Source organism: Thermosporothrix sp. COM3, from assembly GCF_059696735.1.
In genome coordinates, this window is sequence record NZ_AP019376.1 from 5,715,117 (window position 1) to 5,738,904 (window position 23,788).

30 protein-coding genes and 1 tRNA gene are annotated in these 23,788 nt (G+C 48.2%); 15 read left to right on the forward strand and 16 right to left on the reverse strand.

Annotation, left to right across the window (positions count from 1 at the left end; translation table 11 throughout):
• Window positions 1–11 precede the first annotated feature (11 nt).
• The 3 genes from KTH_RS24235 (at window position 12) to KTH_RS24245 (ending at window position 3,786) form a co-directional block, all read left to right on the forward strand.
• Entirely contained in the window at window positions 12–1,433 is a 1,422-nt protein-coding gene (locus tag KTH_RS24235) for an amidase (RefSeq protein WP_497621489.1), read from the forward strand.
• Between the two features lie 229 nt (window positions 1,434–1,662).
• Complete coding sequence (locus tag KTH_RS24240) at window positions 1,663–2,907, forward strand: methyltransferase domain-containing protein (RefSeq protein WP_497621490.1); 1,245 nt, start codon at window positions 1,663–1,665, stop codon at window positions 2,905–2,907.
• A 30-nt stretch (window positions 2,908–2,937) separates the two neighbouring features.
• Window positions 2,938–3,786, forward strand: a complete 849-nt coding sequence (locus KTH_RS24245) for a DUF2785 domain-containing protein (protein WP_497621491.1) — start codon at window positions 2,938–2,940, stop codon at window positions 3,784–3,786.
• A gap of 110 nt (window positions 3,787–3,896) precedes the next feature.
• On the opposite strand, the gene KTH_RS24250 is transcribed toward KTH_RS24245, so the two are convergent.
• Complete coding sequence (locus KTH_RS24250; protein WP_246046340.1) at window positions 3,897–4,298, reverse strand: response regulator; 402 nt, start codon at window positions 4,296–4,298, stop codon at window positions 3,897–3,899.
• Window positions 4,299–4,619: 321 nt separating this feature from the next.
• On the opposite strand from KTH_RS24250, the gene KTH_RS24255 reads away from it, so the two are divergent.
• Window positions 4,620–4,691: transfer RNA gene (locus KTH_RS24255), tRNA-Thr, on the forward strand.
• 1,169 nt (window positions 4,692–5,860) lie between these two features.
• Here KTH_RS24255 and KTH_RS24260 read toward each other — a convergent pair.
• Window positions 5,861–6,322 carry a hypothetical protein gene (locus KTH_RS24260; protein ID WP_497621492.1) on the reverse strand — a complete coding sequence of 154 codons (462 nt, stop codon included), beginning with the start codon at window positions 6,320–6,322 and terminating at the stop codon, window positions 5,861–5,863.
• 127 nt (window positions 6,323–6,449) lie between these two features.
• Entirely contained in the window at window positions 6,450–6,689 is a 240-nt protein-coding gene (locus tag KTH_RS24265) for a hypothetical protein (protein ID WP_497621493.1), read from the reverse strand.
• Between the two features lie 158 nt (window positions 6,690–6,847).
• Between KTH_RS24265 and KTH_RS24270 the strand changes: the two genes are divergently transcribed.
• Both KTH_RS24270 and KTH_RS24275 read left to right on the forward strand, forming a co-directional pair.
• The gene (locus KTH_RS24270; protein WP_111325496.1) at window positions 6,848–7,078 is read left to right on the forward strand and encodes a helix-turn-helix domain-containing protein; all 231 of its coding nucleotides are present in this window, start codon (window positions 6,848–6,850) and stop codon (window positions 7,076–7,078) included.
• 266 nt (window positions 7,079–7,344) lie between these two features.
• Window positions 7,345–7,575, forward strand: coding sequence for a helix-turn-helix domain-containing protein (locus tag KTH_RS24275; RefSeq protein ID WP_497621494.1), 231 nt, complete (start codon window positions 7,345–7,347; stop codon window positions 7,573–7,575).
• Window positions 7,576–7,901: 326 nt separating this feature from the next.
• Here the strand turns inward: KTH_RS24275 and KTH_RS24280 are convergent, their stop codons facing one another.
• From KTH_RS24280 to KTH_RS24300, 5 genes are all read right to left on the reverse strand, one after another.
• Window positions 7,902–8,171, reverse strand: coding sequence for a hypothetical protein (locus KTH_RS24280; protein WP_497621495.1), 270 nt, complete (start codon window positions 8,169–8,171; stop codon window positions 7,902–7,904).
• Between the two features lie 444 nt (window positions 8,172–8,615).
• Window positions 8,616–9,026, reverse strand: coding sequence for a hypothetical protein (locus KTH_RS24285; protein ID WP_497621496.1), 411 nt, complete (start codon window positions 9,024–9,026; stop codon window positions 8,616–8,618).
• 51 nt (window positions 9,027–9,077) lie between these two features.
• Window positions 9,078–9,605: a hypothetical protein gene (locus tag KTH_RS24290; RefSeq protein ID WP_497621498.1), complete on the reverse strand. Its 528-nt coding sequence runs from the start codon at window positions 9,603–9,605 to the stop codon at window positions 9,078–9,080.
• Window positions 9,606–9,663: 58 nt separating this feature from the next.
• Window positions 9,664–10,392, reverse strand: a complete 729-nt coding sequence (locus KTH_RS24295) for a BRO family protein (protein ID WP_497621499.1) — start codon at window positions 10,390–10,392, stop codon at window positions 9,664–9,666.
• 201 nt (window positions 10,393–10,593) lie between these two features.
• Complete coding sequence (locus KTH_RS24300) at window positions 10,594–10,794, reverse strand: MerR family transcriptional regulator (RefSeq protein ID WP_497621500.1); 201 nt, start codon at window positions 10,792–10,794, stop codon at window positions 10,594–10,596.
• A 276-nt stretch (window positions 10,795–11,070) separates the two neighbouring features.
• On the opposite strand from KTH_RS24300, the gene KTH_RS24305 reads away from it, so the two are divergent.
• From KTH_RS24305 to KTH_RS24315, 3 genes are all read left to right on the forward strand, one after another.
• Complete coding sequence (locus KTH_RS24305; protein WP_497621502.1) at window positions 11,071–11,715, forward strand: hypothetical protein; 645 nt, start codon at window positions 11,071–11,073, stop codon at window positions 11,713–11,715.
• Window positions 11,716–11,767: 52 nt separating this feature from the next.
• On the forward strand, window positions 11,768–11,971 hold the full coding sequence (locus tag KTH_RS24310; protein WP_497621504.1) for a hypothetical protein: 204 nt from the start codon (window positions 11,768–11,770) through the stop codon (window positions 11,969–11,971).
• A gap of 342 nt (window positions 11,972–12,313) precedes the next feature.
• Window positions 12,314–12,487, forward strand: a complete 174-nt coding sequence (locus KTH_RS24315) for a hypothetical protein (protein WP_497621506.1) — start codon at window positions 12,314–12,316, stop codon at window positions 12,485–12,487.
• Window positions 12,488–12,531: 44 nt separating this feature from the next.
• Here the strand turns inward: KTH_RS24315 and KTH_RS24320 are convergent, their stop codons facing one another.
• The 5 genes from KTH_RS24320 to KTH_RS24340 form a co-directional block, all read right to left on the reverse strand.
• Entirely contained in the window at window positions 12,532–13,299 is a 768-nt protein-coding gene (locus KTH_RS24320) for a protein-L-isoaspartate O-methyltransferase family protein (RefSeq protein WP_497621508.1), read from the reverse strand.
• 64 nt (window positions 13,300–13,363) lie between these two features.
• A complete protein-coding gene (locus KTH_RS24325) occupies window positions 13,364–13,918 on the reverse strand; it encodes a hypothetical protein (RefSeq protein ID WP_497621509.1) in 555 nt (184 codons plus the stop codon).
• Window positions 13,887–14,303, reverse strand: a complete 417-nt coding sequence (locus KTH_RS24330; RefSeq protein ID WP_497621511.1) for a hypothetical protein — start codon at window positions 14,301–14,303, stop codon at window positions 13,887–13,889. Before KTH_RS24330 ends, KTH_RS24325 begins: the two co-directional genes overlap by 32 nt.
• A complete protein-coding gene (locus tag KTH_RS24335) occupies window positions 14,296–14,718 on the reverse strand; it encodes a hypothetical protein (protein WP_497621513.1) in 423 nt (140 codons plus the stop codon). The genes KTH_RS24330 and KTH_RS24335 overlap by 8 nt, the downstream gene beginning before the upstream one ends.
• Window positions 14,693–14,950, reverse strand: a complete 258-nt coding sequence (locus tag KTH_RS24340) for a hypothetical protein (RefSeq protein WP_497621515.1) — start codon at window positions 14,948–14,950, stop codon at window positions 14,693–14,695. Before KTH_RS24340 ends, KTH_RS24335 begins: the two co-directional genes overlap by 26 nt.
• Before the next feature lie 256 nt (window positions 14,951–15,206).
• Here KTH_RS24340 and KTH_RS24345 point away from each other — a divergent pair, with 256 nt between their 5' ends.
• Window positions 15,207–16,577, forward strand: coding sequence for a helix-turn-helix transcriptional regulator (locus KTH_RS24345; RefSeq protein ID WP_497621517.1), 1,371 nt, complete (start codon window positions 15,207–15,209; stop codon window positions 16,575–16,577).
• Between the two features lie 33 nt (window positions 16,578–16,610).
• On the opposite strand, the gene KTH_RS24350 is transcribed toward KTH_RS24345, so the two are convergent.
• Window positions 16,611–16,739 (reverse strand): hypothetical protein, encoded by a 129-nt coding sequence (locus tag KTH_RS24350; protein ID WP_497621519.1) that lies wholly within the window; start codon window positions 16,737–16,739, stop codon window positions 16,611–16,613.
• A 1,002-nt stretch (window positions 16,740–17,741) separates the two neighbouring features.
• On the opposite strand from KTH_RS24350, the gene KTH_RS24355 reads away from it, so the two are divergent.
• The 5 genes from KTH_RS24355 to KTH_RS24375 all read left to right on the forward strand — a co-directional run bounded on the left by KTH_RS24355 (window position 17,742) and on the right by KTH_RS24375 (window position 21,866).
• On the forward strand, window positions 17,742–18,155 hold the full coding sequence (locus KTH_RS24355) for a RusA family crossover junction endodeoxyribonuclease (protein ID WP_497621521.1): 414 nt from the start codon (window positions 17,742–17,744) through the stop codon (window positions 18,153–18,155).
• Between the two features lie 28 nt (window positions 18,156–18,183).
• On the forward strand, window positions 18,184–19,878 hold the full coding sequence (locus KTH_RS24360; RefSeq protein ID WP_497621523.1) for a DUF3987 domain-containing protein: 1,695 nt from the start codon (window positions 18,184–18,186) through the stop codon (window positions 19,876–19,878).
• The gene (locus tag KTH_RS24365) at window positions 19,859–20,059 is read left to right on the forward strand and encodes a hypothetical protein (RefSeq protein ID WP_497621525.1); all 201 of its coding nucleotides are present in this window, start codon (window positions 19,859–19,861) and stop codon (window positions 20,057–20,059) included. The genes KTH_RS24360 and KTH_RS24365 overlap by 20 nt, the downstream gene beginning before the upstream one ends.
• Window positions 20,060–20,069: 10 nt before the next feature.
• Window positions 20,070–21,446, forward strand: coding sequence for a CHC2 zinc finger domain-containing protein (locus KTH_RS24370; RefSeq protein WP_497621527.1), 1,377 nt, complete (start codon window positions 20,070–20,072; stop codon window positions 21,444–21,446).
• Between the two features lie 147 nt (window positions 21,447–21,593).
• Complete coding sequence (locus tag KTH_RS24375; RefSeq protein ID WP_497621529.1) at window positions 21,594–21,866, forward strand: hypothetical protein; 273 nt, start codon at window positions 21,594–21,596, stop codon at window positions 21,864–21,866.
• Between the two features lie 14 nt (window positions 21,867–21,880).
• Here KTH_RS24375 and KTH_RS24380 read toward each other — a convergent pair whose 3' ends face one another.
• The gene (locus KTH_RS24380; RefSeq protein ID WP_497621531.1) at window positions 21,881–23,557 is read right to left on the reverse strand and encodes a DEAD/DEAH box helicase; all 1,677 of its coding nucleotides are present in this window, start codon (window positions 23,555–23,557) and stop codon (window positions 21,881–21,883) included.
• Window positions 23,550–23,765, reverse strand: coding sequence for a helix-turn-helix domain-containing protein (locus KTH_RS24385; protein ID WP_497621533.1), 216 nt, complete (start codon window positions 23,763–23,765; stop codon window positions 23,550–23,552). Before KTH_RS24385 ends, KTH_RS24380 begins: the two co-directional genes overlap by 8 nt.
• Window positions 23,766–23,788: the final 23 nt, after the last annotated feature.

The window sequence follows — 23,788 nt, forward strand, 5'->3', positions numbered from 1 at the left end:
AAACTGCGCTTATGCCGTATACATCAATTCGTGAAACCGCCGAGGAGATACGCGCCGGGATTATCACGCCAACAGAGCTGGTTGAAGAAATATTTGCCCAGATAGAGCAGGTTGAGGGCGAGATTCAGGCCTTTGTCACTCTGATGAAGGAGGAGGCGCTTCGGGACGCGGAGCAGGCCGAAAAAGAGCTTCGGACGGGGCTGTATCGTAGCCCCTTGCAGGGTATTCCCATTGCGGTTAAAGACCTGATCCATGTAAAGGGGGTGCCAACTACTGCCGGGTCTGCCATATTGGAGAATCACGTTGCCACAGAAGATGCAGCGGTTGTAGAGCAGTTGCGTAAGGCCGGGGCTATTATCATTGGCAAGACACGAAACTTTGAATTTGCCTATGGGCCGTTCTCGGCGCCGACCTGTAACCCGTGGAACCATTCGCGCTCGGCGGGCGGTTCCAGTGGTGGTTCTGCGGCTGCGGTCGCTGCTGGCATGTGTTTGGGCGCGATTGGTACAGATACCGGCGGCTCTATTCGGGTGCCATCGTCTTGCTGTGGAATCACTGGTCTCAAGCCAACCTATGGCCGGGTCAGTTGCTACGGAGTGATCCCGTTAAGCTGGTCGCTGGATCATGTGGGGCCAATGGGGCATAGCGCAGAAGACTGTGCGCTGTTATTCGATGTGATCGCAAAGTATGATCCACGAGACCCTAATAGTGTCTCTGGCCCGCCCAGTGCGCCTTCACGTTCAACGGCCAACCTGATTAAGGGTGTTGAGGGGCGTGGTCCGCTTTCGCTGCAAGGGCTGCGGGTAGGCGTTGTGCAGGAGTCATTTGTTGCCCCGCTTGATCCAGAGATTCGCGCTGCCTGGAAAGCTACATTGCGGGTGCTGGAAGAAAACGGTGTTGAGGTTATCGAGATCGAGGTCCCGGTACCAACCATAACGCTCTATCGTACTATCCAGAAGCCAGAGGCGACGCTTGCCCATAAGCAGCAGGGATGGTTTGAGCAGCAGCTTGAGAAGTATGGCGAGACCGTGCGCACCCGCTTGCTGGAAGGGGCGCAGATCAGCGCGGTTGATTATGTACAGGCGCTTCATGAGAAGTGGTCGCTGAGCGGGAGTATGCGTTCTGCCCTGCGCCAGATCCATGCATTTGTCTTGCCGACCATTCCTGTTCCGCCGATTCCTCTGGAGCACGAAGGGAAAACGGTGGTTGTTGACGGCGAAGTCAACAATGCTGCTGATACTCTGTTGCGTCTGACCATGCCGTTTAATATTACAGGGCTGCCGGCTGTCTCGTTCCCGGCGGGCTTTACGCAGGACGGGCTCCCGATTGGTATGCAGGTCGTTGGCAAGCCGTTCGAGGAGGCAACAATCTTGCGGATGGTTCACGCCTATCAGCAGTTGACCGACTGGCATCGGCGTGAGCTGCCCGCTTAGAAGAATGAAAGCGCCAGAACCGATTCTCTGGCGCTTGTATTTTCTCCATAAATTACGGGAATAGCACAATTCACCTCAAATTGGGAAATAAGCCACAGACAGATACTGGCAGGTAGGGTAAGATAGGAATAGGAAAGAAATGTCCTGAAGTATTCTGTGATTCGTGTAAAGTGTAGAAGGAGTGGCATTACAAGGGACAGCCCGAAAGAAGAGAGGAAGGAGCCATTGCATGGACAAAGCAAGAGATCAGGAGGAACAACAAAGAGCCGCTGCACTCCAGCAGAAGCTGGTGGATGAGCTGGTGTATAAGGGGTTGATTACCTCGCCCCGCGTGCAGGAGGCGTTTCGGGCGATTCCTCGGCATCTGTTCTTGCCGCATGTGCCGCTTGAAGAGGTGTACCGCGATCAACCCATTGTCACCAGAATGCTGGACGGAAAGGCGATAAGCTCTTCATCTCAGCCCGCCATCATGGCACTCATGCTGGAAATGCTGGATCTCCAACCGGGGGCGCGTGTGCTGGAGATAGGGGCAGGTACTGGCTATAACGCGGCCCTGATGGCATATCTTGTCGGTGAAGAGGGGCGGGTGGTGTCGGTTGACATTGATCAGGATCTTGTGGAGACGGCACAGGAGCATATCCAGGCAGCCGGGTTCCCACAGGTTCAGGTGGTGCAGCGTGATGGCTTCTTTGGCTATGCGGAGGCTGCCCCTTATGACCGTATTGTTTTGACTGTGGGATCAGTGGACATTGCGCCCGCCTGGTATGAACAATTGAAGCCCGGGGGCAAGCTGGAACTCCCATTAGATCTGAATGGACCACAACTGGCTGTTGTGTTTGAGAAACGAGAAGGCTATTTTGTGCAATGTGTGCAACGACCATGTGGCTTTATGGGGCTGAGGGGACTGCTGGCAGATACCGTACAGGATGTGGAAATAGAACCGAATACGGTGAGTGTTAGAGTGGATACAGAGAGCGATATCAGCCAGATCCGCCGCTTGTTGCGCAAAAAGGGCCGGGACACCCTGCCATCTGTACCCGTCTCGATTCTCGACCTGTATGGCGGCCTGTTTCACTGGTTAATGGTGCGGGTACCGCATATCGGCTTCCTCTTAGCAAAGGGGGCCTTTCTTCAGCGACATCGTCTGCCTTTACAGGGGAACTGGGGAATGACGCGGGAACGCGCTCTGATGGCTCCGTGTCTGTTTGATGGCAAGGGGTTCTGTATGCTTGTATGTATGCCTGCTCATGAGCCAGGCACTGAGCCTGATCGCATTGTGATTCGTTCCTTTGGCGACGGGCGGAATCTGATTCAGCTTCTGGATCAGCAGATCCGACTATGGGTAGAGGCTGGAAGACCATCTATTGAAAAAGTATTTATGAAGGCATATCCACGTAGTGAACACTCTATCGGTGCGGCAAACGAGGTGGTAGTACCTCGGCGCTGGCATCAATTTCTATTTCGATGGCAATGACACACTACAGGAAGAGGGGAGTTTATTGTTATGTTGCCTGTTGTCGAAAAAGCTACTGATAAACAATTTTTACGCTCTATTGCAAATCGAGAGTTTAGTATTCCTGATGAACTGGATCCGTTCGAGTTTGCGATTGCTCTGCTTCAAAACCTGGGATCACCTGATGAAGAGTTGCGTGATGAACTCAGCTATATGATCCTTGCCAGTGGCATTCTCGCGCAGAACAAGCTGAATGGAGAGCAACTGGAACAACTTTTGAAGCTGCTTTTGAGCGAGGAACACCTGTTTTTCCGCATTGGCGAGGCCGGTACTGATTCAGTCTTTATGCGAAGCTTCTCTAACCTTATTATCGCGGCCATTCTCTATACCGATGCAAAGGTGCCAGCCCTCTCGCCAAAGGCAGTGAAGCAGACAAAGAGCGCATTACTGCGGTATGCCCGAGAGGAACGGGACTGGCGAGGCTATGTTGAGGGGAAAGGATGGGCCCATGCGATGGCGCATCTTGCTGACGCGCTGGACATCTGTGCACAAAACCAGCATATAGAGCTTGAGGATCGTAAGGATATTCTGCGCACCTTAAGCATGTTGTGCAGGCTTCCAGTGCCGCTGTTCAACGAGGAAGATGTTCGTCTGGCCACGGTGGCATATCATATGATCCTGGGGAAACAGATAGAGCAGGAGTTTCTGCTTCAGTGGATTGAGTCCTGTTATGTTCAGCGCAAAGCTGATGTCTCCTCATGGAGAAAGGCGGCAAATGCCAAGAACTTTCTGCGCAGTCTCTACTTCCTTTTGCTCTGGGATAACATCGCTTTGACGCTTCTAGAGCCAATTTCGGAAGTTTTGCGGCGACAGGATGAACCATATGTAGAGGGGGAGTAGTAGAGTATACCAGATGGGGATTGAGGGCGCTGATCGGACTGAAATAGTGTTGGACACTGTTTCTCGGTGTCCAACATTACAAGCGCGATTGAGTGGTCGCTTGTGGATGGTTATTGAATAAGGGCTTCAACGGTATTCAGAAAGTCATCCAGATCGAACGGCTTAGTCAAAGGCACAAGATCGCGCTTTTTTACTTCCTCAAGGGGAGGCATTTGTGAGCTCATAAGAATCGTCGGAGGGCACTTCAATTCGGCCCTCGCTTGCAGACAGTCATACAGCTCAAGTCCGTTCATTTCCGGTAACAGGTAATCCGTAATAAAGAGATCTGGTTTGACGCGGGCAAATGCATTAAGAGCTTGCTTTCCATCCGTAACCAGCAGGGTTTGATATGGTGTCTCCTGACTCAGCACCTCTACTAGCATTAAGCCTATATTACGATCATCTTCAACGACAAGAATGGTTTTTTGAGATGGAGCCGCAGGGCTCTCTTGTTGTTGATACGCCTGGACCATATGAACCCTCCCTCACATAGAAAGAAAAAAAGCGTTACATTTGTAGAGACTTTAAGATATATTTTTTTAGATAGAAATTCAGTTAATTGCTGATTGTGATATTTTTGCGTAAAGTATCTATACGTGTGATATATGTCATTACATCATACAATAGAGTTCTCTTAGAATACGTAACAGAGCGAAAAAACGTTTCGAGACTTGTGGCACTGATTGACGATGCTAAGAAAAGCGCTTTTGAGCCAGGAGTGAAGGTAGAAGTGCGGAAAAGGGGTTGACAGAGTGTGGTAGAGGCTGGTATAATCCTTCTTGCCGATAAGGCTAGCCGGTGTAGCTCAGGGGTAGAGCAGCGGTTTTGTAAACCGCCGGCCGGGGGTTCGAATCCCTTCACCGGCTCTTTGATTCCAGGTGGCTTGATAAGCCACTTTTTCTTTTTTTGGTGTGTTGAAAATGTCAACATAACCGTTGCTCCTTCTTTGAAAACCGTTGTCTTAGCGTAAACAAAACCGCTGCTCTACCCCTGAGCTACACCGGCTTGGTTTTCTAAAAGGAAGTATACCATGTTTTATCAAATTTGACGCAAGTTTCTTTTATTTTTAGCCATTTAAGCAATACCTCACAATCTTTCTAATTGAGCACTGATTGTGCCCTTTTGCAATACTATTTTAGGCCGTGCAAGGCAAGGAGTAGATCAGAGTCTGTAGTTTGCGTTCCACAAATTTGCTCCAGGCAGGGTGGAAAGCCGATGAAGAGATGTGCAGAAACTGAAGACTACAGATACTACAGACTATTCCCTTAAAAAGTCTGCACTTTTCGCTTTAAGTTATTTGGGCTCAGTTTTCGATACCTGGCGGGGGCCTTTAAAGAATCTGCACTTTTTGCCAGAGTATTCTAAAAAAATGGAGGTTTGGCTTTTCTGATGAAGCTTCTCAAGCAACGTCATCCACACAATCTACAGAAACTGCAGAACTACAGAAACCAAAGAAACCCCCAAAAATTGTCTGTAGTTTCTCTTCCGTGCAAGGGGGTCCTACAAACAAAATTCTGTAGTTTCTCCTCTTTACCTGCAGCTTGCACTGGCTTGTAGAGCCAAACGAACAAAACTACAGAAACTACAGACTACAGAAACTAAAGAAACCCCTGAAAATCGTCTGTAGTTTTTACTCCGTGCAAGGGGTTGCCCCTCTTCCCTGGAAGATTCCTCATGTTGTCCGTACAAATGCCCTCTCTAATAGGATATCTTGTCATAACAAGACTGTTGTACTTACGACATAATTATATTCATAATAATATTATTATGATAATAATATTATTATTTAAAATAATAACTATTTTAGAATAGATAGCGTTGTATGGACATCCTGTACTGTGCCCCTTGCACGGAAGAGAAACTACAGACCATTTTCGGGACTTCTTTGATTTCTGTAGTTCTGTACTTTGCAACTTCATTGGCTTTATAAGCCAATGGAAGCTACAGACAGGTGCAGAAAAAAAGAAGAAACTACAGAAACCCGTCTGTAGTTTCTCCCTTGCAAGGGGTAGGCTCCGCTTTCACGCGTGGGGTGCTACAGAAAGTATATCTTTGGTGTCAGAGCCAGCATGACGACGCCAACGGGAAAACCCACAACGGTAGCGCAGACCATAAGTGCAATGAGAAGCCAGGACGTTCCGAGCCATGAACCAATGACACAGAAATAGAGAAGCCTGATGAGGAGAGGCAGCTTCTTTTTTTGTACATTGACGACGTTTACCACGTTTTGCACCTGGGGCTGAACCACTATGTGCTGAGGCGGCATCATCACCTGTTGTTGTGGATACAGAGGCTGCTGCTGCATCGGATAGGACGGCTGTTGCGGATAAGATGGCTGTGGCGCTGGATAGGGGTGTTGAAGCGGTTGTTGTGGCGCGTAGGGCTGTTGGGATGGCTGTGGATAGGTTGGCTGCGGTGGCGCGAATGTCGGTTGTGAAGTATATCCTGCTTGATAGTCATGAGAAAAATGCTCTTGTGATGAGGGATGTTGATACATAGGTTCCTCCAATGAATATGTACATTCAAATGAATATCGTCTTTTCACTTAAACGTAATGATGAGGCAAAAATAACATCGTTTACCTGTGTTGATTTCTTTGCTCCCTTGCTTTTTTGTTTCCTCTCTCAACGTGTATTTTTTCGTTGTTCATGCTGGCCTTCTAGCTGCTTCACTATAAGAGCCATCGCCTTCTCTCCTACCAGCTCCCTCAAACGGTTGTGGAGATTTGCTATCTGTTCCATTCGCTTTGTAATGAATGTGTGTTGAGATGTGCCTTGCGCCAGGCCAGACAGTCCACGTTGAGCTGCTTCATATTCCTCGCTGATCTGAGCCAGTAAACGTGTAACTTCGCTGTTTTGTGTCATTGCTCCCTCCAACCCTATGAACCATAATGGTTTTAATCATCCTGGTTATAAACATACGATTACCCACATCATGTTGTCAAACATCGTGAAAAATACCATGCTATTCTAAATCAAGGTGGCTTGGTAGACTCCTCTATAGTTGAACCAGGGGAGTCAGCATGCTATTTCGTTTAAAAGTCAAAGAAATCGCTCAGCAAAAGGGACTGAGTCAGAGGCAGCTTTTTCTACAGTCAGGGGTCGATATCACGATTATCAGGCGAATTTTCCACAATCCGCACACCAATATCACTCTGGAGACGCTCGCGAGAATAGCGAAAGTGCTGGAGACGGACATATCTGAGCTGGTTGAGAGCGTGTCAGGTGACGAGAAGAATGGCGAGGGAGTATAAGAGCCCCCTGAAGGCGTCGTAACATCGATATTTTGCGGGGATGCATAAATCTGTGCACCCCTGCAAATGTATGCCCGAATTTTGGCCAATTTGGGACGGTAGAGCGTATGTCAGCAGATGATTTTGTATTGTCTGCTTTCCTTGCTGATGACCTTGAAAATACCGAGATCATCGGGTGCAGGAGCAACAACTACAGACAATTTTCGGGGGTTTCTTTGGTTTCTGTAGTTCTGTAGTTCTGTAGGTTGTGTGGATGAAGGAGCTAAATGATGAAAACCCGACTACGAGTGAAAGAAATTGCCAAGAAGAAAAACATGTCTATGACGAGGCTGCACATAGAAAGTGAAGTCCCTTATTCAACCATAAGAAATATATTTAAGAATCCTTTCCAGGGTGTCACCACATACACCCTGACAAAACTTGCCAGGGCATTAGGCGTGGAGACGCGTGACCTTCTGGAAGATGTGCCAGATGAGGCAGATGAGCCAGCCGAATAAGCATTCCCTGCATGGCGAAAGCTGTGCAGGATGCTGGTAGAAAGCAGGAAGTACTGTCATCTGTACGAACATACGTAAGTATGATATAATAGGATTATCCCGTTACGTTCAACGGGGCAGGATTTTCGTTGTTAGTGAACACAACCACAAACAGAACAAGAAACCTGCGGGTGGTCAGGCCAGCGGGTTTTCTTGTTTTTTGGTGCAATCCCTCAAAGGGAATTTCCCCAAAATTGCCTGTTTTTCCCCCCAGACTACCAGATTGAGCTTTCAGCTTCTGTATGCCCCAAAATTTCAAAATTTTGGGCCGTAGAGCATTCATTAGCTTAAGATGTTGAGTCGTCAGCAGGAAGTTCACTGCCGATGAATTGTTGACGGGCATATTCACGCTGTTGAAGGAGAGGGCAACACGTCATCTGGCTTGTGGAGCCTGCTAGAGGCCAGTTGTTGACATGTTGACATTGTTGACAATAGGCGATTAAAAAAGGGGAGCGAAAGAAAATGTTGACAGAGCAGGGAATGTTGAAGAGATGTTGAAGCTCTCCTTCCACACGTAAACCAGCGCTACAAGCAGCCTGAACCGAATTTGTTGACATGTTGACACTGTTGATAGTGGAAAAGAAAATTCTCCTTTTCTTTTCGCAAGAAAAAATTCTCTAAATCATTATCTTGTCTGTACAAATAATAATAATAATAATACATAACATAATATTATTATTACGTTATGTTGTTAGTACAAATTAGTTTATTTTATATTATAGAGAAGTCTTTTTTTAAAGTTAATTGTCAACAACGTCAACATGTCAACAAAAGGGCTTCAATTCCCTGCTAGAGCCAGTTTAATCGTTGAAGAGGAACCTCAACACCATTCAACACAAAACCGAAGCGTCAACACTTTTCCCTCTGCTCTGGCAACAAAAAAGAAGCCCCTGCTGACCGTCGCAGGGGCTTGACACTATTTGAGCTCGATCACCAGCTCAAGAATTCGACACACATCAGCGGCAACCCACCAAAATTCTCCGTAGGTATCAAGCATCTTCTCAAATGCCCAGAGGGCTACGAATCTCGGTCTTATTGTTGAACATTTTATCTCCGCAATAGATATTGCGGCGTCGGAACGGCTCTGGCGTTCGTTCTATCAGATACTGAGTTTTGGCAGGGTAATACCAGGGAATAGGGAGCTTGAAGTTGAGAGTTTGCGGCCAGGACGGGCAGGGAACGTTGTATTTCTGGCAGAGGTACTCAACCGATGCGGCGCAAAAGGCGGCCCACTGGAGCTGTGAAGGGGTCGCCTGCTCTGGCAGGTGAATTGGTTCAGAGACAAGCTGAGAGCGATCATCAACGGAGTAGACGAACCATTCGTTCATGAAGTTTCCGAGAGCGATCCAGGGATCAACGCCCTGACAAATCTCTGCAAAGGCTCGTTTCATGGTTTGCTTCTGATAGTTCATAGACGTTCCCTCCTTATACCCATTATACGATATGAGGAGGAAGGGGAAAACTTACTGCGGGAAGCAGAATTCCAGCGTATTTCTGACTTCGTAGATCTGCTGTACTCGTCGCGAGAAGTGGCGATCCAGAAGCTGTTGCGCTTGCTTGCGTGTTCGTATTTTGAGTTGCTTTGCCAGGGCGTCAATGTCTGGTAGATCTTTTTGTCTTCCTGCTAGCAGCTTCAGTGCAAGTATGTACTCCTTTGGTGGCACATAGACTTCCAGGCATTTGAACCTTTTCCAGGGGACATACTTCCCGGGAAGGCCAAGCTCGGTGAGGAAATCATCAACCAGATCGTTAAGCCAGGTAACAGGGAGCTGCTGTTTCCTGGCAATGGAAACAACGGACTGCTTAAATATCTGGCGATCCTCAATATGCAGAAAGACAACATCGACATCGTTGGTCGCTTCGCGGTTGCGGATCTGGGTCAGCATGTACGCACCGCCAACGATCATGATTTGAACGCGTGACGTAAGTTGCTGTTTGCATAGCTCTTTGTCGAGTTCCTTGAGCAGCTTTTCAATGTCCTTGCGATTCATCTTTCATCTTCCTTGCTGTTTATATGCGCTGATACTTTGTGCTGTGGCTGGTCTGGAACTATGAGATTTTGCCGTGCTTGAGTAGCACTTCAAGCTGTGCCTGGAGCGCTGCAGTGTCGTAGTGCTTCATGCAGGAAGTACGAAGAGTGTTGACTGTCAGAGTCTCCACGCGCTCCAGGTGGCGCAGGTTTTCACGCTGAATGTGCTCAGGATTCGGCTCTTCCAGGAGCAGTGTCGGAGCTGGCGGCTGTTTTTCCCGCTGGCTCTGCGGAGTGAGCACGCTTTCAACGGTTCGCTTGTAGTGTTCAGCGGCGCGTAGCACCTGCTTGAGAGCCTCAATGTAGGGAACTGGCAAGAGGTCGCGTAGCCCTTGCAAGGGGGTCCGGGTCTGCGGTTGGTCGATTTTCTGTGCCTGACTCATTTTCGCTTCTCTGGGCTTCATGGCGAAGTAGGTTTGAGCTGCTGCAATCTCTTTTTTGCGAGGATCGCCGTTCACGGCTACCAGATAGCAGGCGTAGCGAGATAGATGGTAGTCTTGTATTGTTTTAAAGCCGCCATTGGGCATAGGGGATGTTTTAACGACGCCGTTAAAATGTTCTTCAGTTTTGTGACCACTGTTCTGACAAGCGAGCTTCGCCCGTTCAATGGCATCTTCAAAATTGTGCCATGCTGTATATCCCAGAAGTCCCTGAAGATCGCGAGCACTCCAATATTCGTGCTCGTTCTCAACACGGCGAATCTGATCGAAGGGTGATGACGATGTGTGTATAGATGGTGTAGAATGCACCTGTACTCTTCCTTTCATCTTGTTGAGTTAACATACGAACTTGCGTACAAACGACAGAATTGAAGAATCGCAGAAAGTACAGATTGTGGTATACTGAATCTGTACTTTCTTGGGTGTCCAGTGGAGCTAGTTTCTCAGGCTTGCGGAGCACTGGACACCTGGGCTAAGCGGCCTCTTCTTCTTCTGATTTTTTTTCTCTACTCAGTTGCTACTTCGCCTTGCTGCATCTTCTTTCAGCTTCTTAATGCGCTCAACATCTTGTGCTGCTAGATAAGCTCGTCTGTCTAACGGAAACCTACGTTTTTCCAGTTTAAGCACTTTTATGTAGTAGTATACGGTCGCACGTGTTACCTGAAGCTGATTTGCAACCTCTTCAAGAGGAATATAATTTTGTGCTGCCATCTCTCCCCTTTTTTTCTTGGTTCGTCTTTGAAATGTCATTGGAACCTCATTGAAGGTCCATTAACATTTTATAATACCATCTATAAAACTGTCAAATAATTTTGATGAAAATAAATTATTGTGGATTTTTATTGACAAGTGTAGAGAGGTGTTATATACTACTCTCAACGAGGATATAACCTCACAGAAAATAAAAAAGCGCGTCGCCTGCTCCCAATCGCCAAACCGGACAGCAGATCGACGCGGTACAAAATTGTACAAAGGAGATTCTATCAGATGACTACAGCACTCGCAACCCGCACATCTCGCAAGCAGGCCGTCCGCAAGCCCTATCATCCTGTCGTACTGATTCGTGTGTATGACAAGGCGACAGGGGCAGTCCTGGGCTACCTTGCCCCCTCTCGCGACAACTCCAAATACTATCAGGTGACATGCGACGAACATGGCCGCTGGCATTGCACCTGCCCGGCGACGTGCGAATGCGTGCACATTCGCGCCGTCAAAGAGATGTGCGAGCTTCGTGTGAAGCTTGGTCGCCCTGGTTGCAAACCCCCGATGCAGCCTGTCGTCACTGAGCAAGATGAGAGAGCGCAAGCCACTCCTGCACCGGCACCTTCCGAGCAGGATGAGAGAGCGCAAATCAAAACGCGCATTCAGCAGATAGAAGATGATTTAGCGTTGGGCTCTCTGATTGAAGGCGGACTTTCTGAAGAGGAGGTATCTCGTCTTCAGGACGAGATTTCTCAGTTGAAAGCGTTGCTGCAGACCACCGATCCTTTATCGCCATCCTCTCAGGCTGAAAGAGTCTCTCCGAGAATCCCATACGGCGTGAAGATAGGAAATACGCCGTCAGCGCCTGCAAACGATTGGCAACGTTGTGCACCACTCTCTTCCAGCTCTGGCTTTTCGTTCATGCGGTAAGAGCTGGACAAACCAGCTCCGTCCCTACAGATCAAAGAAAGAAGGACATATTATGACACTTGCAATCTGCTCGTCTCATTTTGTTCAGTGTATGACTTGCAAGCAGACTGTTCCAGCGGAGCAGGCGTCTGAGTATGGTATCTGTGAACAAACTGGCCGCTACGATGAAAATGGCCGGGAAATCTACCGTCTGACAAAAGAGGTTCAGTACCAGTGTGAAGCCTGCGAGATGGCCTATTTCGCATCATTGTGCTAGGTGGGAAGAGGGGAGTGCGATGCTGCATCTCCCCCCTTGCAAGGAGCAGGGCAGTTCCAGAGTCTGGCTCTGGCTTCCCTTTGCTCTCTTATTACTAGTATATTGTAGTTCTTTCTAACAAACTACTGTTAATGTGTTAAAATTGTATAAAGATTTGTAGGGAATATGAAAGAAACATTTGAACACCTTGCAAACATCTGTTCGCTCTCTTATAATGCTTACAACAGAACAAGCGAACGACTTTTTTAAATCTTATACTAAAATAACAATTCTTTCGCTTGTTTAACTGGAAGGCGTACATCATTGATTGAGGATGAACCTCTAGAAGGCCAGGTGTGCAAGATGAATGACGTCATTTATGAGACCGTTGATCATTCTGACGAAGAATATGAATTTATTTATTTTTCTGATGGAAGTGTTGGGATTGTAGATATTAAGAAAGTATGTACATTCGTGCTATCATCCAGCGAAGTGGAAAATCTTCGTCAATTTTTAAATGAGCGCTGTAAAAATTAAAAGGGGAGAGGGCAGAGCAGCCCTCTCTTTTCTTTTTTGTTGCTCTACGACACGCGCCAGAACTGCCACCATTTGCGCTGGTGCACCTGGCTAGAGGGCACATAGCGATCCTTCTGCCAGGTCCAACCGACCGGGCGCGGTGAAACCAGCGGTACGAAGTAAAGGGTATTGGCAAAGGCGTTGATCACTTCCTGCTTGACTTCTCCTCGCCTCTTCTCGACCCTGAGAATATCCCCATATACACGCCCATCTCTATACTGGCCAGTAGGCGCGATGAGCCGAGACTGTTGCTCCGCCATCTGATCGAGAAGATCTTGTTCCACATGATCCTGAGAAAAGGCGCAACCAAAAATCATCCGATCGAAGGGGGCAGAGTGGGGCAGACCTTCAGCGGCGTCGCCCTGCATGATGGTCACATTCTCTATGCCGAGTTTTGCCAGACGATCCTTCGCAAACTCGACGCGTTTGGGATCGCGCTCTACCGAGTAAACGTGCTTGCATAAGCGGGCCATGATGGCTGTTTGATACCCCGTCCCGGTGCCGCCTTCAAAGACAGTTTCCTTCCCTGTAAGAAATAACAAGGCACACATGCGGAAAATCACCCAGGGTTGACTGAGCAAGCCCGCCCGACCTCTATCTGTGTAAACATACGGCAAGAAGTCGCTCAGCTCTTCTGGCACGAAATGCGCTCTGTCAATCTCTTCAAACAGCTTTACAAGCTTCTCGGGATACGGGTGAAATTGTTTCGCGCTCTCCTTGATAATATCGAGAAAGGGCCTATCATGATCGATTCGTATAAACTGTGGTGGCATGTTTGCTACCTCCTTTATAGCAAGAGAGGAGGATGTCATACTCCTCTCTCTCAGTATACTCGTTTTAATAGTTCTCGTTTGGATCAAAATGTTCATATATCGACAGGTCTTCGTTCCCGACTCCTCCATCTTCTTCATCGCGCCGCTTGTAGGGCCGGTATTCCGTCGCCTCTGAATCATCCCACCCTGTGCCTTCATATCCACCTCCGCTACCTCCGCCGGAGATCTCCTCGCCATTCTGCGCCACCAATAAGCTTGCACCGATGGCATAGAGCAGTACAGCCCCTGCTGGCACCTGAGGCGAAAACTGGCGACGACCAGCCGTCGTCACTTCTGGCCTTCGCTCTTTCGTGAAGGTATGCAGGAACGCGTTCACGCACACGACCAGGCCGATACCAACGATAAGCGCGACAAATTTGCGAGCTGGTGACCACTCAGGACGGCCAACCTCACGAAGCCGCCCGAAGAGATACCGACCAGCCGCGAAAAAGCCCCGTTCACGGAGCTGCTCAAACGTCTCACGCGAAACGGACGGGCTCCCCCATGTCTCAGGAACCCGGTTTGCCTCATACAACGCCTGCAACCAGTCAGCGATTTTCTTTCTCATCCATTGAAGCATGTTCTGGACCCTCCCTGTCCTGTATGTGTGTCTTTTGATGGCACATGATGATTACATGATCGTCCCCTGATCGCGGGGACAACATTTCCGCGGCAAGCATGCGGGCCGTTTCTTGATCGATTGCGAGCACTTTGATATCGAGGATCAGCTCCGCCCGAAACAGAAAGATTTCCTTGCCCGGTGGTGGCTCCACAATCTCAGCGTCTGCCAGGGAGAAAAGCCCAGATTCCTCCCTCCCCAGAGGGTTACAGAAATACTGTTTCCCGTCAAACGAAGCGATCGTATAGGGTGTGTCAGGCTCATCGGCCTCATAGCCAATCACATGGACCAGCTCCCCTTGCATGGTGCGATACCAGCAGTCTTGACGAAACAACGCTTTACTCATGGGTTTGCTCCTGCTCAGAGAGAACGCCAAGTGCCCAAAGCATCGCAATGGCAAGCTGACGAGCATTCATAGTGACAAGCAGATGTATGAGCACCGTTGTGATGGACCAGTTCTCTGAGGAGACATCAGCAAGCAGCTCGATGACAACCCGTTTCTGTTGCTCTGGCGAGAGGTGTTTGACCGCTTGCAGAAGCTGTTCCAGGCGGTATTCTGGAATGCGTCGGGGATGGTGTGACGGCACACGTCGAAAATCGTCGCTCACGACCTCCGCGCCACACTCCCGGCACTTGTAGATGTCCAGATGCCCCCGTAAGAACCAGTACTGGCACGGCCCGTGACACGTCGGCTCAAAGCCAAAGATGTGCTGGTCAACCAGTGCAAAAATGGCGTCATTGCTCAAGGTCGTCTGCTTCATTTTTCTCTCCTTCCTTCTCGATCGATTTCAGTAGCTCTTTGTCCTGTTGTCGGTGTCCGATCCGTTCGAGAAACTCCCCAAGAAGCTGGTCGCCTTTCAGAAGCTGGATTCTGCACTCAAAATAGGCAGGATCATTTGCCGCCTCCAAAAATACGCGACGCGCTTCCTGAGGATCAGATCCACTGTACAGGGTATAATCGCCTGCTTTGACTGTGTAATCTTTCTCTACCATCAAATATCTCCTGTTTCTCATCTCTCAATCGTTGTATCCCTAAAGAAGTATAACTATCTATAATGAGAATACAAGCTGAAAATGCAATTTTGAATGTATGAACAAGCTTTCTTTTCTCCAATTTTTCTTCTTTCTACAGATTTCAACATCTCCTCAACAAGATGCCGTTTTTCCACTCGACAAGTATTTCTAATCATGCTATGCTAAATACCAGATATACAGTTTTGTGGTTTATTGTAAGAAGGGATGTAGGATTATGACAAAACGGTCTAAAAGATTAAAATTAATAGAAGCAAGGACAAGCAGGGATTGGACGCTAGAAACAGCTTCAAGCCACATAGGCTGTGCTCCTAATACGCTGAACCGTTGGGAATTAGGAGCCACCCCATCAGCCTATTATCGAGCCAAATTATGCAAGGTGTATGGATCGTCAAAAGAAGAACTAGGTCTGGATGACGAGAACATACCAATGCCTGTAAACACCACACAGGAAACACATAATCTTCAAACCTACATCCAAGCCGATCTTACAACTCAACTCATGGCAATAACATTCACTCCCTCTGAATCCTGCTGGATGCTACAGCAGGAGCTTTCACGTATTATCGATGAGGCAACAGAACCTATGCGAACAGAAGCATTACAACGGGTCGCATTACTCCCCTTACTGTTAAAAGGGAGATCTGACAAACGTACAGCAGAAGAAGTAATTCATGAGTGCGCGGCGGGCCTCACTGCTTGTGGTTATCTGGCGGCAGGCGAGCGAAAAGAAATGGAGTGTGCATACTCCGTTCTGGGAAGTTACGTGCCTCTCTTACAAGCAGCAGCACAAGGAAAGTATGAGCATGTAGCACTTGCACTTCTTTCTCAGACGTTCCAACTCAAGTCTAGGATCAGCTACCATCTCGAAGGAACAAAAAAAGCCTTGCTGTATGCGGAACAAGGAGTTTCCTATGCGAGACAAAGTCAGAACAGAGCGTCCCTTGTCCTGGCTCTCCGAGAATTAACCGGCGCTTATGAATGGACTTCGGGGTATCAGAAGATGAATGCTCTTCAGTATGCAGAAGAAGCAGCCTATCTGATAGAACAAAAGCGACACACGAAAGTTTCCCCCGTAATCGAGTCATGGGTTTACACCGGTCTGGCGAAATACCAGGCGCTCCATCGGAAGCCGGAAACCTTTGCATCCCTGGCGAAAGCCGAAGAAACCTTTTTTGCGAGGGAGGCAAATACAGAACATATTCCCCCTTACATTAATCATAGCCATGCCAGATTAATAAGGCATCGAGGAATTGCATTTGCCTATCTTGGTCGGCAAGATATCGCGTTGGAGACTTTTGGGCAGATCATTGATATCGAAAGTGGAAACTTCAATGCGAAATTGCCCGTCGCAGCCCGCACTCATCTGGGCATTCTGAGCGAAGCCATGTTTGCATCTCTCAAACTTCCACGAGCCAAAAAGGACAAAGAACTCTCCATCGCTCTCTGGAAAGCTGTTGTGCTTTTTGCGCAACGACTTCAAAGCGAAACCTATCTGAACGAAGCAAACTTGGGCTATCAGATCATGGAAGGGATCTGGTCGGGTGATAATGATATCATAGAATTACAGGATTTACTCATTTCCTAAAAAGCCTTCAAGAAGAAGGCTGCTGAACCAAACTCAGCAGCCTCCCTCTTCGCTCACAGCAACCTGCCCCTGATTCGTGGAGCAGGCCAGCACTTTCAGATCCTGCACTGCTTCAACAGCCATATCCCAAACATCCCATTGCGTTGCAACGGTACCGCTCACCTTCGCCTTTCTGACCTCTGAAGGACTGCAACCAGCATACCAGGCATTTGCACGGAATAGAGCGCACAAGAGAAAACTATGACAAAAAAAGAAGAGCACTATGGCGCCCCTCTTTTTTGAACGGTTTAGCAGAACTGTCTGAAGCGAACTTGGGCTATCAGATCATGGAAGGGATCTGGTCGGGTGATAATGATATCATAGAATTACAGGATTTACTCATTTCCTAAAAAGCCTTCAAGAGGAAGGCTGCTGAACCAAACTCAGCAGCCTTCCTCTTCGCTCTCGGTAGCCTATCCCCTTGCAAGGAGGAAACTACAGACGGGTTTCTGTAGCTTTCTTTTTTTTCTGCACCTGTCTGTAGTTTCCATTGGCTTTACAAGCCAATGAAGTCGCAAAGTACAGAACTACAGAAATCAAAGAAGTCCCGAAAATGGTCTGTAGTTTCTTGTGCCGTGCAAGGGGTACAGTGCAGGATGTCCATACAACGCTATCTATTCTAAAATAGTTATTATATTCATAATAATATTATTATCATAATAATATTATTATGAATATAATTATGTCGTAAGTACAACAGTCTTGTCATAACAAGATATCTTATTGGAGAGAGTATTTGTACGGACAACATGAGGAATCTTCCAGGGAAGAGAGGCAACCCCTTGCACGGTAAAAACTACAGACGATTTTTGGGTGTTTCTTTGGTTTCTGCAGTCTGTAGTTTCTGTAGTTTTGCTCGTTTGGCTCTACAAGCCAGTGCAAGCTATAGGTAAAGAGGAGAAACTACAGAATTTTGTTTGTAGTTTCTTTTTTTTATAACTTAGCTTTTGACAATTTAATTAAAGTTTTGACAAGTTAATTAAACTTTGGTATACTTGACTTCAATAAAAGCCTGCTTTATCCTGATGAGAAGGGCTGTGACCTAAGGAAAGGTTGCAGTAGGATAAAGGTTCAAACCCCTTTTCTTGAGAAGGAAGAGAAATAAATGAAAAGAAGGTCAAAGTTATGACAACTATTGAACAGATAAATAATCTCATTATTTGTCAAGGAACACTCCCTTTACCTCCCTCAATCAATCGATCCTACCAGGTAGTTTCTGGCACACGTCGCCTGGCCTCATCTCCGAAAGCAAAACAATTCAAGGAAGAGGCCGCATGGATGTTGCAGGCGAATGCTCAAGTGAACTGGGAGGCTGTTCGGGTAATCCGTGAAAATAAGCAGAAAACTCCACTTCAAATGACTTTAAAGTTCTACCTGCCATCACTATGGATGAGAGATATTGATGGCGGTATCAAAATCTCCCAGGATGCTGTGTTCAATTTTCTTGGCCTCAATGACAACCTGGTTGTCGATCTCCGCGCGGCTAAAGCTGTGGACAAAGAGCGCCCGCGAACAGAAATTGAAGTGTCCTGTAAATAAAGTTCTGCGAATAAAAAGGAGAATACGTATGGTTGCCGCACCCTCATCTCTTACCGCAAAGCAGGCGGCCATGTACGACCAGCGCGCCCGAGACTATTTTACCAACCTCAAGGCCGGTAAAAAGCCTCAAAACAGGCCCGATCTGGGGCCTGATTGGGAAGATGTGGCAGACATGCTAGAAGCCCCATATGAGAGAGCTAAAGGCGATCCAGAGGCGATAGAGAGGGTCTTTACAGCCCTTGCTAAAACGCATCCGGCTCTCGCTGATCTCCTTTCCACACCATCAGCTCCCCTTGCAAGGGCACAAGAGATCGGCTTTCCAGAATTGCCTGAACAGGCACACTTACCAGAAGAACTGAGTCGGGGGGCCTGCCAATACCTGGAAGTATATGAAGCTTTCAGTAAGCAGGCCTCGCCAGAGGGCTATGAAGCATACCATGTATTTTGTGGTATGTGGTTGCTTTCAACTGTAGCATCGCGGCGGGTCTACCTGCCTCTGCAAACGAAGCGCATTTATGGAAACCTCATGATTGCGCTCTACGGCAAGTCCAGTGTATTTGCCAAAAGTACAACCGCACAGGTTGCAGTGGACGTTTTGTTCAACGCCGGTCTGGGGCATTTGCTGGCCCCGAAGCGAGTGTCGCCCGCGAAATTGCTTTCAGATATGGCAGGCGTGCATATTCCAGCACAATATGAGGATCTGGATGCACAGGCGCAGGAACGGATCAGAAAACGGTTGTCGATGGCGGGCCAGCGTGGATTGTACTTTGATGAGTTTGGAAAATTCGTGCAGTCTGTTTTGAGACGGAACAGCACAAATGCTGAATTTGTCTCGTTATTCCTGGAGCTGGATGGCTGTCCATCAGAATTTGATTCAAGCACCATTTCACGTGGATCTGAGGTCATCAAACGGCCTTATCTCTCTCTGTTGGGTTGTATGACACCGCCTAACATTCGCGAAAATGCAGGATCTGGAGCTGATTTCTGGACAGACGGTTTCTGGGCACGATTTTCGTTTGTTGCGGCACCTCCTGTCACACCAAAAGATGCAACTCTGGAGCTTGGCGAGTTGCTCATCCCAGAAGAACTGGTCCGGCCCTTGCAACGCTGGCATGAGCGTTTAGGCGTGCCAGCTTGCGAACTGGAGCCTGTGACAGACAAGAATGGGAGTCCGACCGGCAGATACAATATCGTTCGTGAAGAGTTGCCAGAGACCCAGGCAACCATGTCATCAGAGGCATACGAGGCCTATAAACGCTATCGCACGGCTCTCAAAAAGCTGTTCTGGAGCTTCCCACATGAGGATTTTAATGCCAGCTATACCCGCTTGCCAGAAACGGCATTGCGGATGTCTTTACTCATGGCAAGTCTGGAAAACAACAACCATATTGAGCTGCGCCACTGGGCAAAAGCGCAGGAGCTGGCGGAAATTTTGCGCCTGAGTCTCCATGAACTGTATGCGCAGGTGAACTTACCCGCCTCGACAGAGACTGAAGGAGCCAAGCTTGAAGACGCTATCATGCGGATCTTCAAGCGACAGGGAGCGCTAACGTTAAACACATTGCGAACCTCATATCTCAAGAAATATTCTTCTAAGCAGCTAGAGGATGCTTTGAAGGCGATGATACGAGCCGGTATTGTCGAGAAATATGCGACATCTCACAGTGAGAAATACAGATTGAAGGAAGAGGAGCCTGAAGAAGATGGGACAGATGACAACTGACTATTACCGACTTTCGTCACTTGATGTCGAGATCTATGCGAACCAGCTTGCAGCCTTGCTGATTCGACAAGCGGTGGGATCGAAAGAGACGCAAGACTATCTGAGTGGCTTCAATGCCTTAGATCAGGAGCGAATCAAGAATGAGCTTTTGAAAATCATAAGAAAGCTGGATAGACGATAGGAGGAAGCATGTGGCGTATACATCTGCAAAGATTGACCTGGTAACATTGATTGAGCAAAAAGCGGGAATAACGCTAACCCTTGAAGCCAATCACTATGAATTCGGGCCTGAATACTGGGGGTCATGCCCGTTCTGCAAACGCGGAGATAATCGCTTTCATGTATGGCCAGAGGGATCCAGGCCGCATTATTGGTGCCGCATTTGTGGTAAGGAGGGGTCTGCACCCTGGTTTTTGGTTGAATATTGCAACATGTCTTTCGGTGAAGCATGTGAGGAATTAGGAATTGAGGATGATGATATGTCTACCTATACTGCCCCTTCTCTCGCTCAATTGGTGAACAATAACAGACCACCTCACCAGGCCTGGCAGAAAGCCGGGAAGGAAATTGTACAGATGGCCACTCATTATCTGTGGCATTCCTTGCAAGGTCGAGAGTCCCTTCATTATTTGATAGGGAGAGGGTTGACTGAGGAAACCATAAAGAAATATCACCTGGGCTATATGCCGCTCAAGAAAGATGGAAGATGGTATATGGACAGCTTTGAAAACTGGGGCATAGAGCCGACAGAAGAGCAAAAGAAAAAGGGTGGGGTACGCGTCCCCAATGGGATCATTATCCCCTGGTTCGAAGGGGATCGGCTTTGGAAAATAGCTATCAAGAGGCCGGGTGAAAAAATGGACTATGGTCAGGTTATGGGCAGTGCTGAAGGACTGTATGGAGTACATACGATTAGGCCAAACGCGCCTGTCGTGATGGTAGAGGGAGAGTTTGACTGCTTGTCAGTGCTGCAAGAGGCAGGCGACATTACCGGTTGTGTCGCCACCGGGAGTGCTACGCGAGGGCGCTTGATGCGTTGGATTGCAGAGCTATCGCTTGCCTCTCATGTGCTGCAGGCGTTCGATGCGGATGAAGCGGGCTATCAGGGAGCTGATTACTGGCTCCGCGTCTTGCCTAATGCAATACGTTTTCCACCATTCGGCTATAAAGATGTCAATGAGATGCTTCAGAAACTGAACACGGAACGTGATGGCTACAGCGTTCGGCAATGGGTGCAGGACGGCATCTGGGCTGCACAGTTGCCGCCGCCCGATGCGCCGCCGGTGATATCGGAACGGAAAGCTGAGACTCCGATAGGCCGACCGGAAATCCAGCGCGCTCTTGATATCCAATCTGAGTACGAGCGCTTGATTGGCTCAGAACACGTCATGACGCCCGATGGCCCTGGCCGTATATGGGATATGAGCCAGCTCCGGCAACATATAGAAAGAGATAAGATCAGGGTTACGCTGGATCATTTGAAAGGTGCGCCGCCGCCTCATGGAGCTACGCGGCTCTACCCTTGCAAGGATCTCATGTTAGAACCTGCGCAAATTGAGACATTTTGAAGCTTTGTAAGGTTAACTTTATGAAAGTTAACCTTACTGTTGTAATCTTGGTTCTCTGATGGTATAGTTTTACAAGGAATTGTATACGTATGCAATTCCCTACCCCGATTCCCCTGCTACCATATCCAAAGAGAGGACCGACCAGAAATGACTGATAAGAAGGAAGAACGATCTGAACAAGAAGAGCAGTCCGAGGTACGTATAGTATATGATCCGGAGCGTGGTGAGGAGCGGCGTGCTTTGACTCTACAGCAGGCCCAAAGAAAATTGGGCATATCTTACACAGCACTGCTCCCTATCCTCAAAAGGAATAACGTGAGAAGGTTCAGACTAAAATTTGGGAAAGAAATTTTTGTCTGGGAAGATGATGTGCTCGATCTTTTAACTCCTCAGTATATTGATGAGGAGCAAGAAGCATAAAAAGACCGCCATTCTCAGGCGGTTTCTTCGCGTTGTTTTGCTGCTTTTCGGGCTTTCTTTTGTTCAAGTTTGGCCTTATGCTCACTGATGAGATCAGATGCTTCGCCTTTGGTCATTCCGTCTCGTATTGGAATGCGGTACCAGCGAAGCATCTTTGCTTGTTTGCCTGCGGGATCAAGCGGCTGGCTTCTCCAGGCTGCGTTTCTATCTAGCAGTTTGACTGAGCCTGGATCTTCCAGAAGCTGATGTGCTCGCTTCTCAGCGTATTGAAGTGCGTAATCAAGCGGCTGTGCCTTGAGCCAGCGCTGTCCCTGGAAATCAGGTGCGAGACGAGCGCAAACATCATAGAGCTGAGTCCATCCAGAAGAAGAGCATGGAACTAGAGCTATGCGGTGTTTGCGAGGTCCCACTTCTAACACATACAAGCCTCCAGGCTTCTCCTGCCATTCAGGCAGAGCGAACAGATCAATCTCCTTATCTTCATGCCGTCTCTCGTTGAGTTTGCGAATGAGAGCGCGTTTCTCGCGTGCCTCTTGTTCTGCTTTTTCTTTCTCCTCTCGCTCTATTGCTTCTGTGAGCAGCTCGCCACCATTGATCTTTAATCCCAGAGCCTTGCTAATATTTTGCGGTGACAAGCGGAGCCTGTAGCAATTGTCTGTGATGTCCAATATGAGGCAGTATATTTTGTTCGGGGCGCGTCTCGCTCCTCTCCCAATGCACTGAATGTAGAGACTGTTACTTTGCGTAGGCCGCGCCATAATGACGCAGTCTACTGCTGGCAAGTCAAAGCCCTCAGTTAAAACTAAGACATTTGTGAGTACCTTCAAAGATCCATCTCTAAGCTGACTATAGAGTCTGGCACGCTCCGTGAGGGAGGTTGTGCCAGAGACGACAGCGGCAGGAATACCGGCCTGATTGAACGCTTCTGCAACATTGTGAGCATGTTCTACGGAAACGCAGAAGCAAATAGTTCTACGTCCTACGGCATGTTCCTGGTATGCCTCGACTATTCGCTGATTCCTCGCAGGTGTGTCAATAGCGTTTTCAAGTTCCTTCTGGTTGAAGTCAATTTCGCCATCGGCATTTCTGGAAGATTTAATGTTGTCTAGACTTGTCTCCGTTCTAATGGCGATGCTGCGGATATCAGAGAGCAAGCCCTGCTGGATAGCATCTTTAATGTCCATTCGGAAAAGCGGTTTTCCGAAGATTGGTTCTAGAGATTTGCCGTCCAGTCGCTCAGGTGTCGCGGTGACACCGAGTCGGAACGCATTAGGAAGAGCATTGAGAACCTTCTGATACTTTGGTGCAGGCGCATGGTGGCACTCATCCACGATGATGAGCTTGTAGTTGAACTTATGAAGGTTCTTCAGGTGCTTGTCGCGGGAAATAGTGTCGACTCCCGCGACAGTAATCGGTGCGCCCCACTCGTAAGAACCCCCGCCTACCTTCCCTACTATTGCAGAGCTGTCAACCATTTGCAGCTTTTCACGCGCCTGGTCAAGGAGTTCGTCACGATGCGCCAGGATGAGGATGTTGATGCTCTTCAGCTCCCTTGCAAGGGAACTGAAGAACACGGTTTTCCCCCAGCCAGTAGCGGCGACTATTAATGCCTTGCCGTCCTCTGGTCGTTGCTTGTAGGCTGTAAGGACAGCTTGCAGAGCCTCTTGCTGATCGGGACGAAGTTCAATCATTTCGTGTCTCCTCCTGTGTCTCCTGAGGAGTTTTTGTAGCGCGCTGGCGAGCCTGTTCAAGATAGGCCTCTACGTCTGAAGCTTCGACTCGGTATCGATTTCCAATATTCGCCGCTCTCAGCTCTCCTTTGTGTATCAGCTCGAGTACTGTTTGCACATGCAAGTTCAAGCGTCTTGCAACATCTTTGGTGGTAAGTAGATGCTCCATTGTCTTTCCTTTCTTGTACTTTG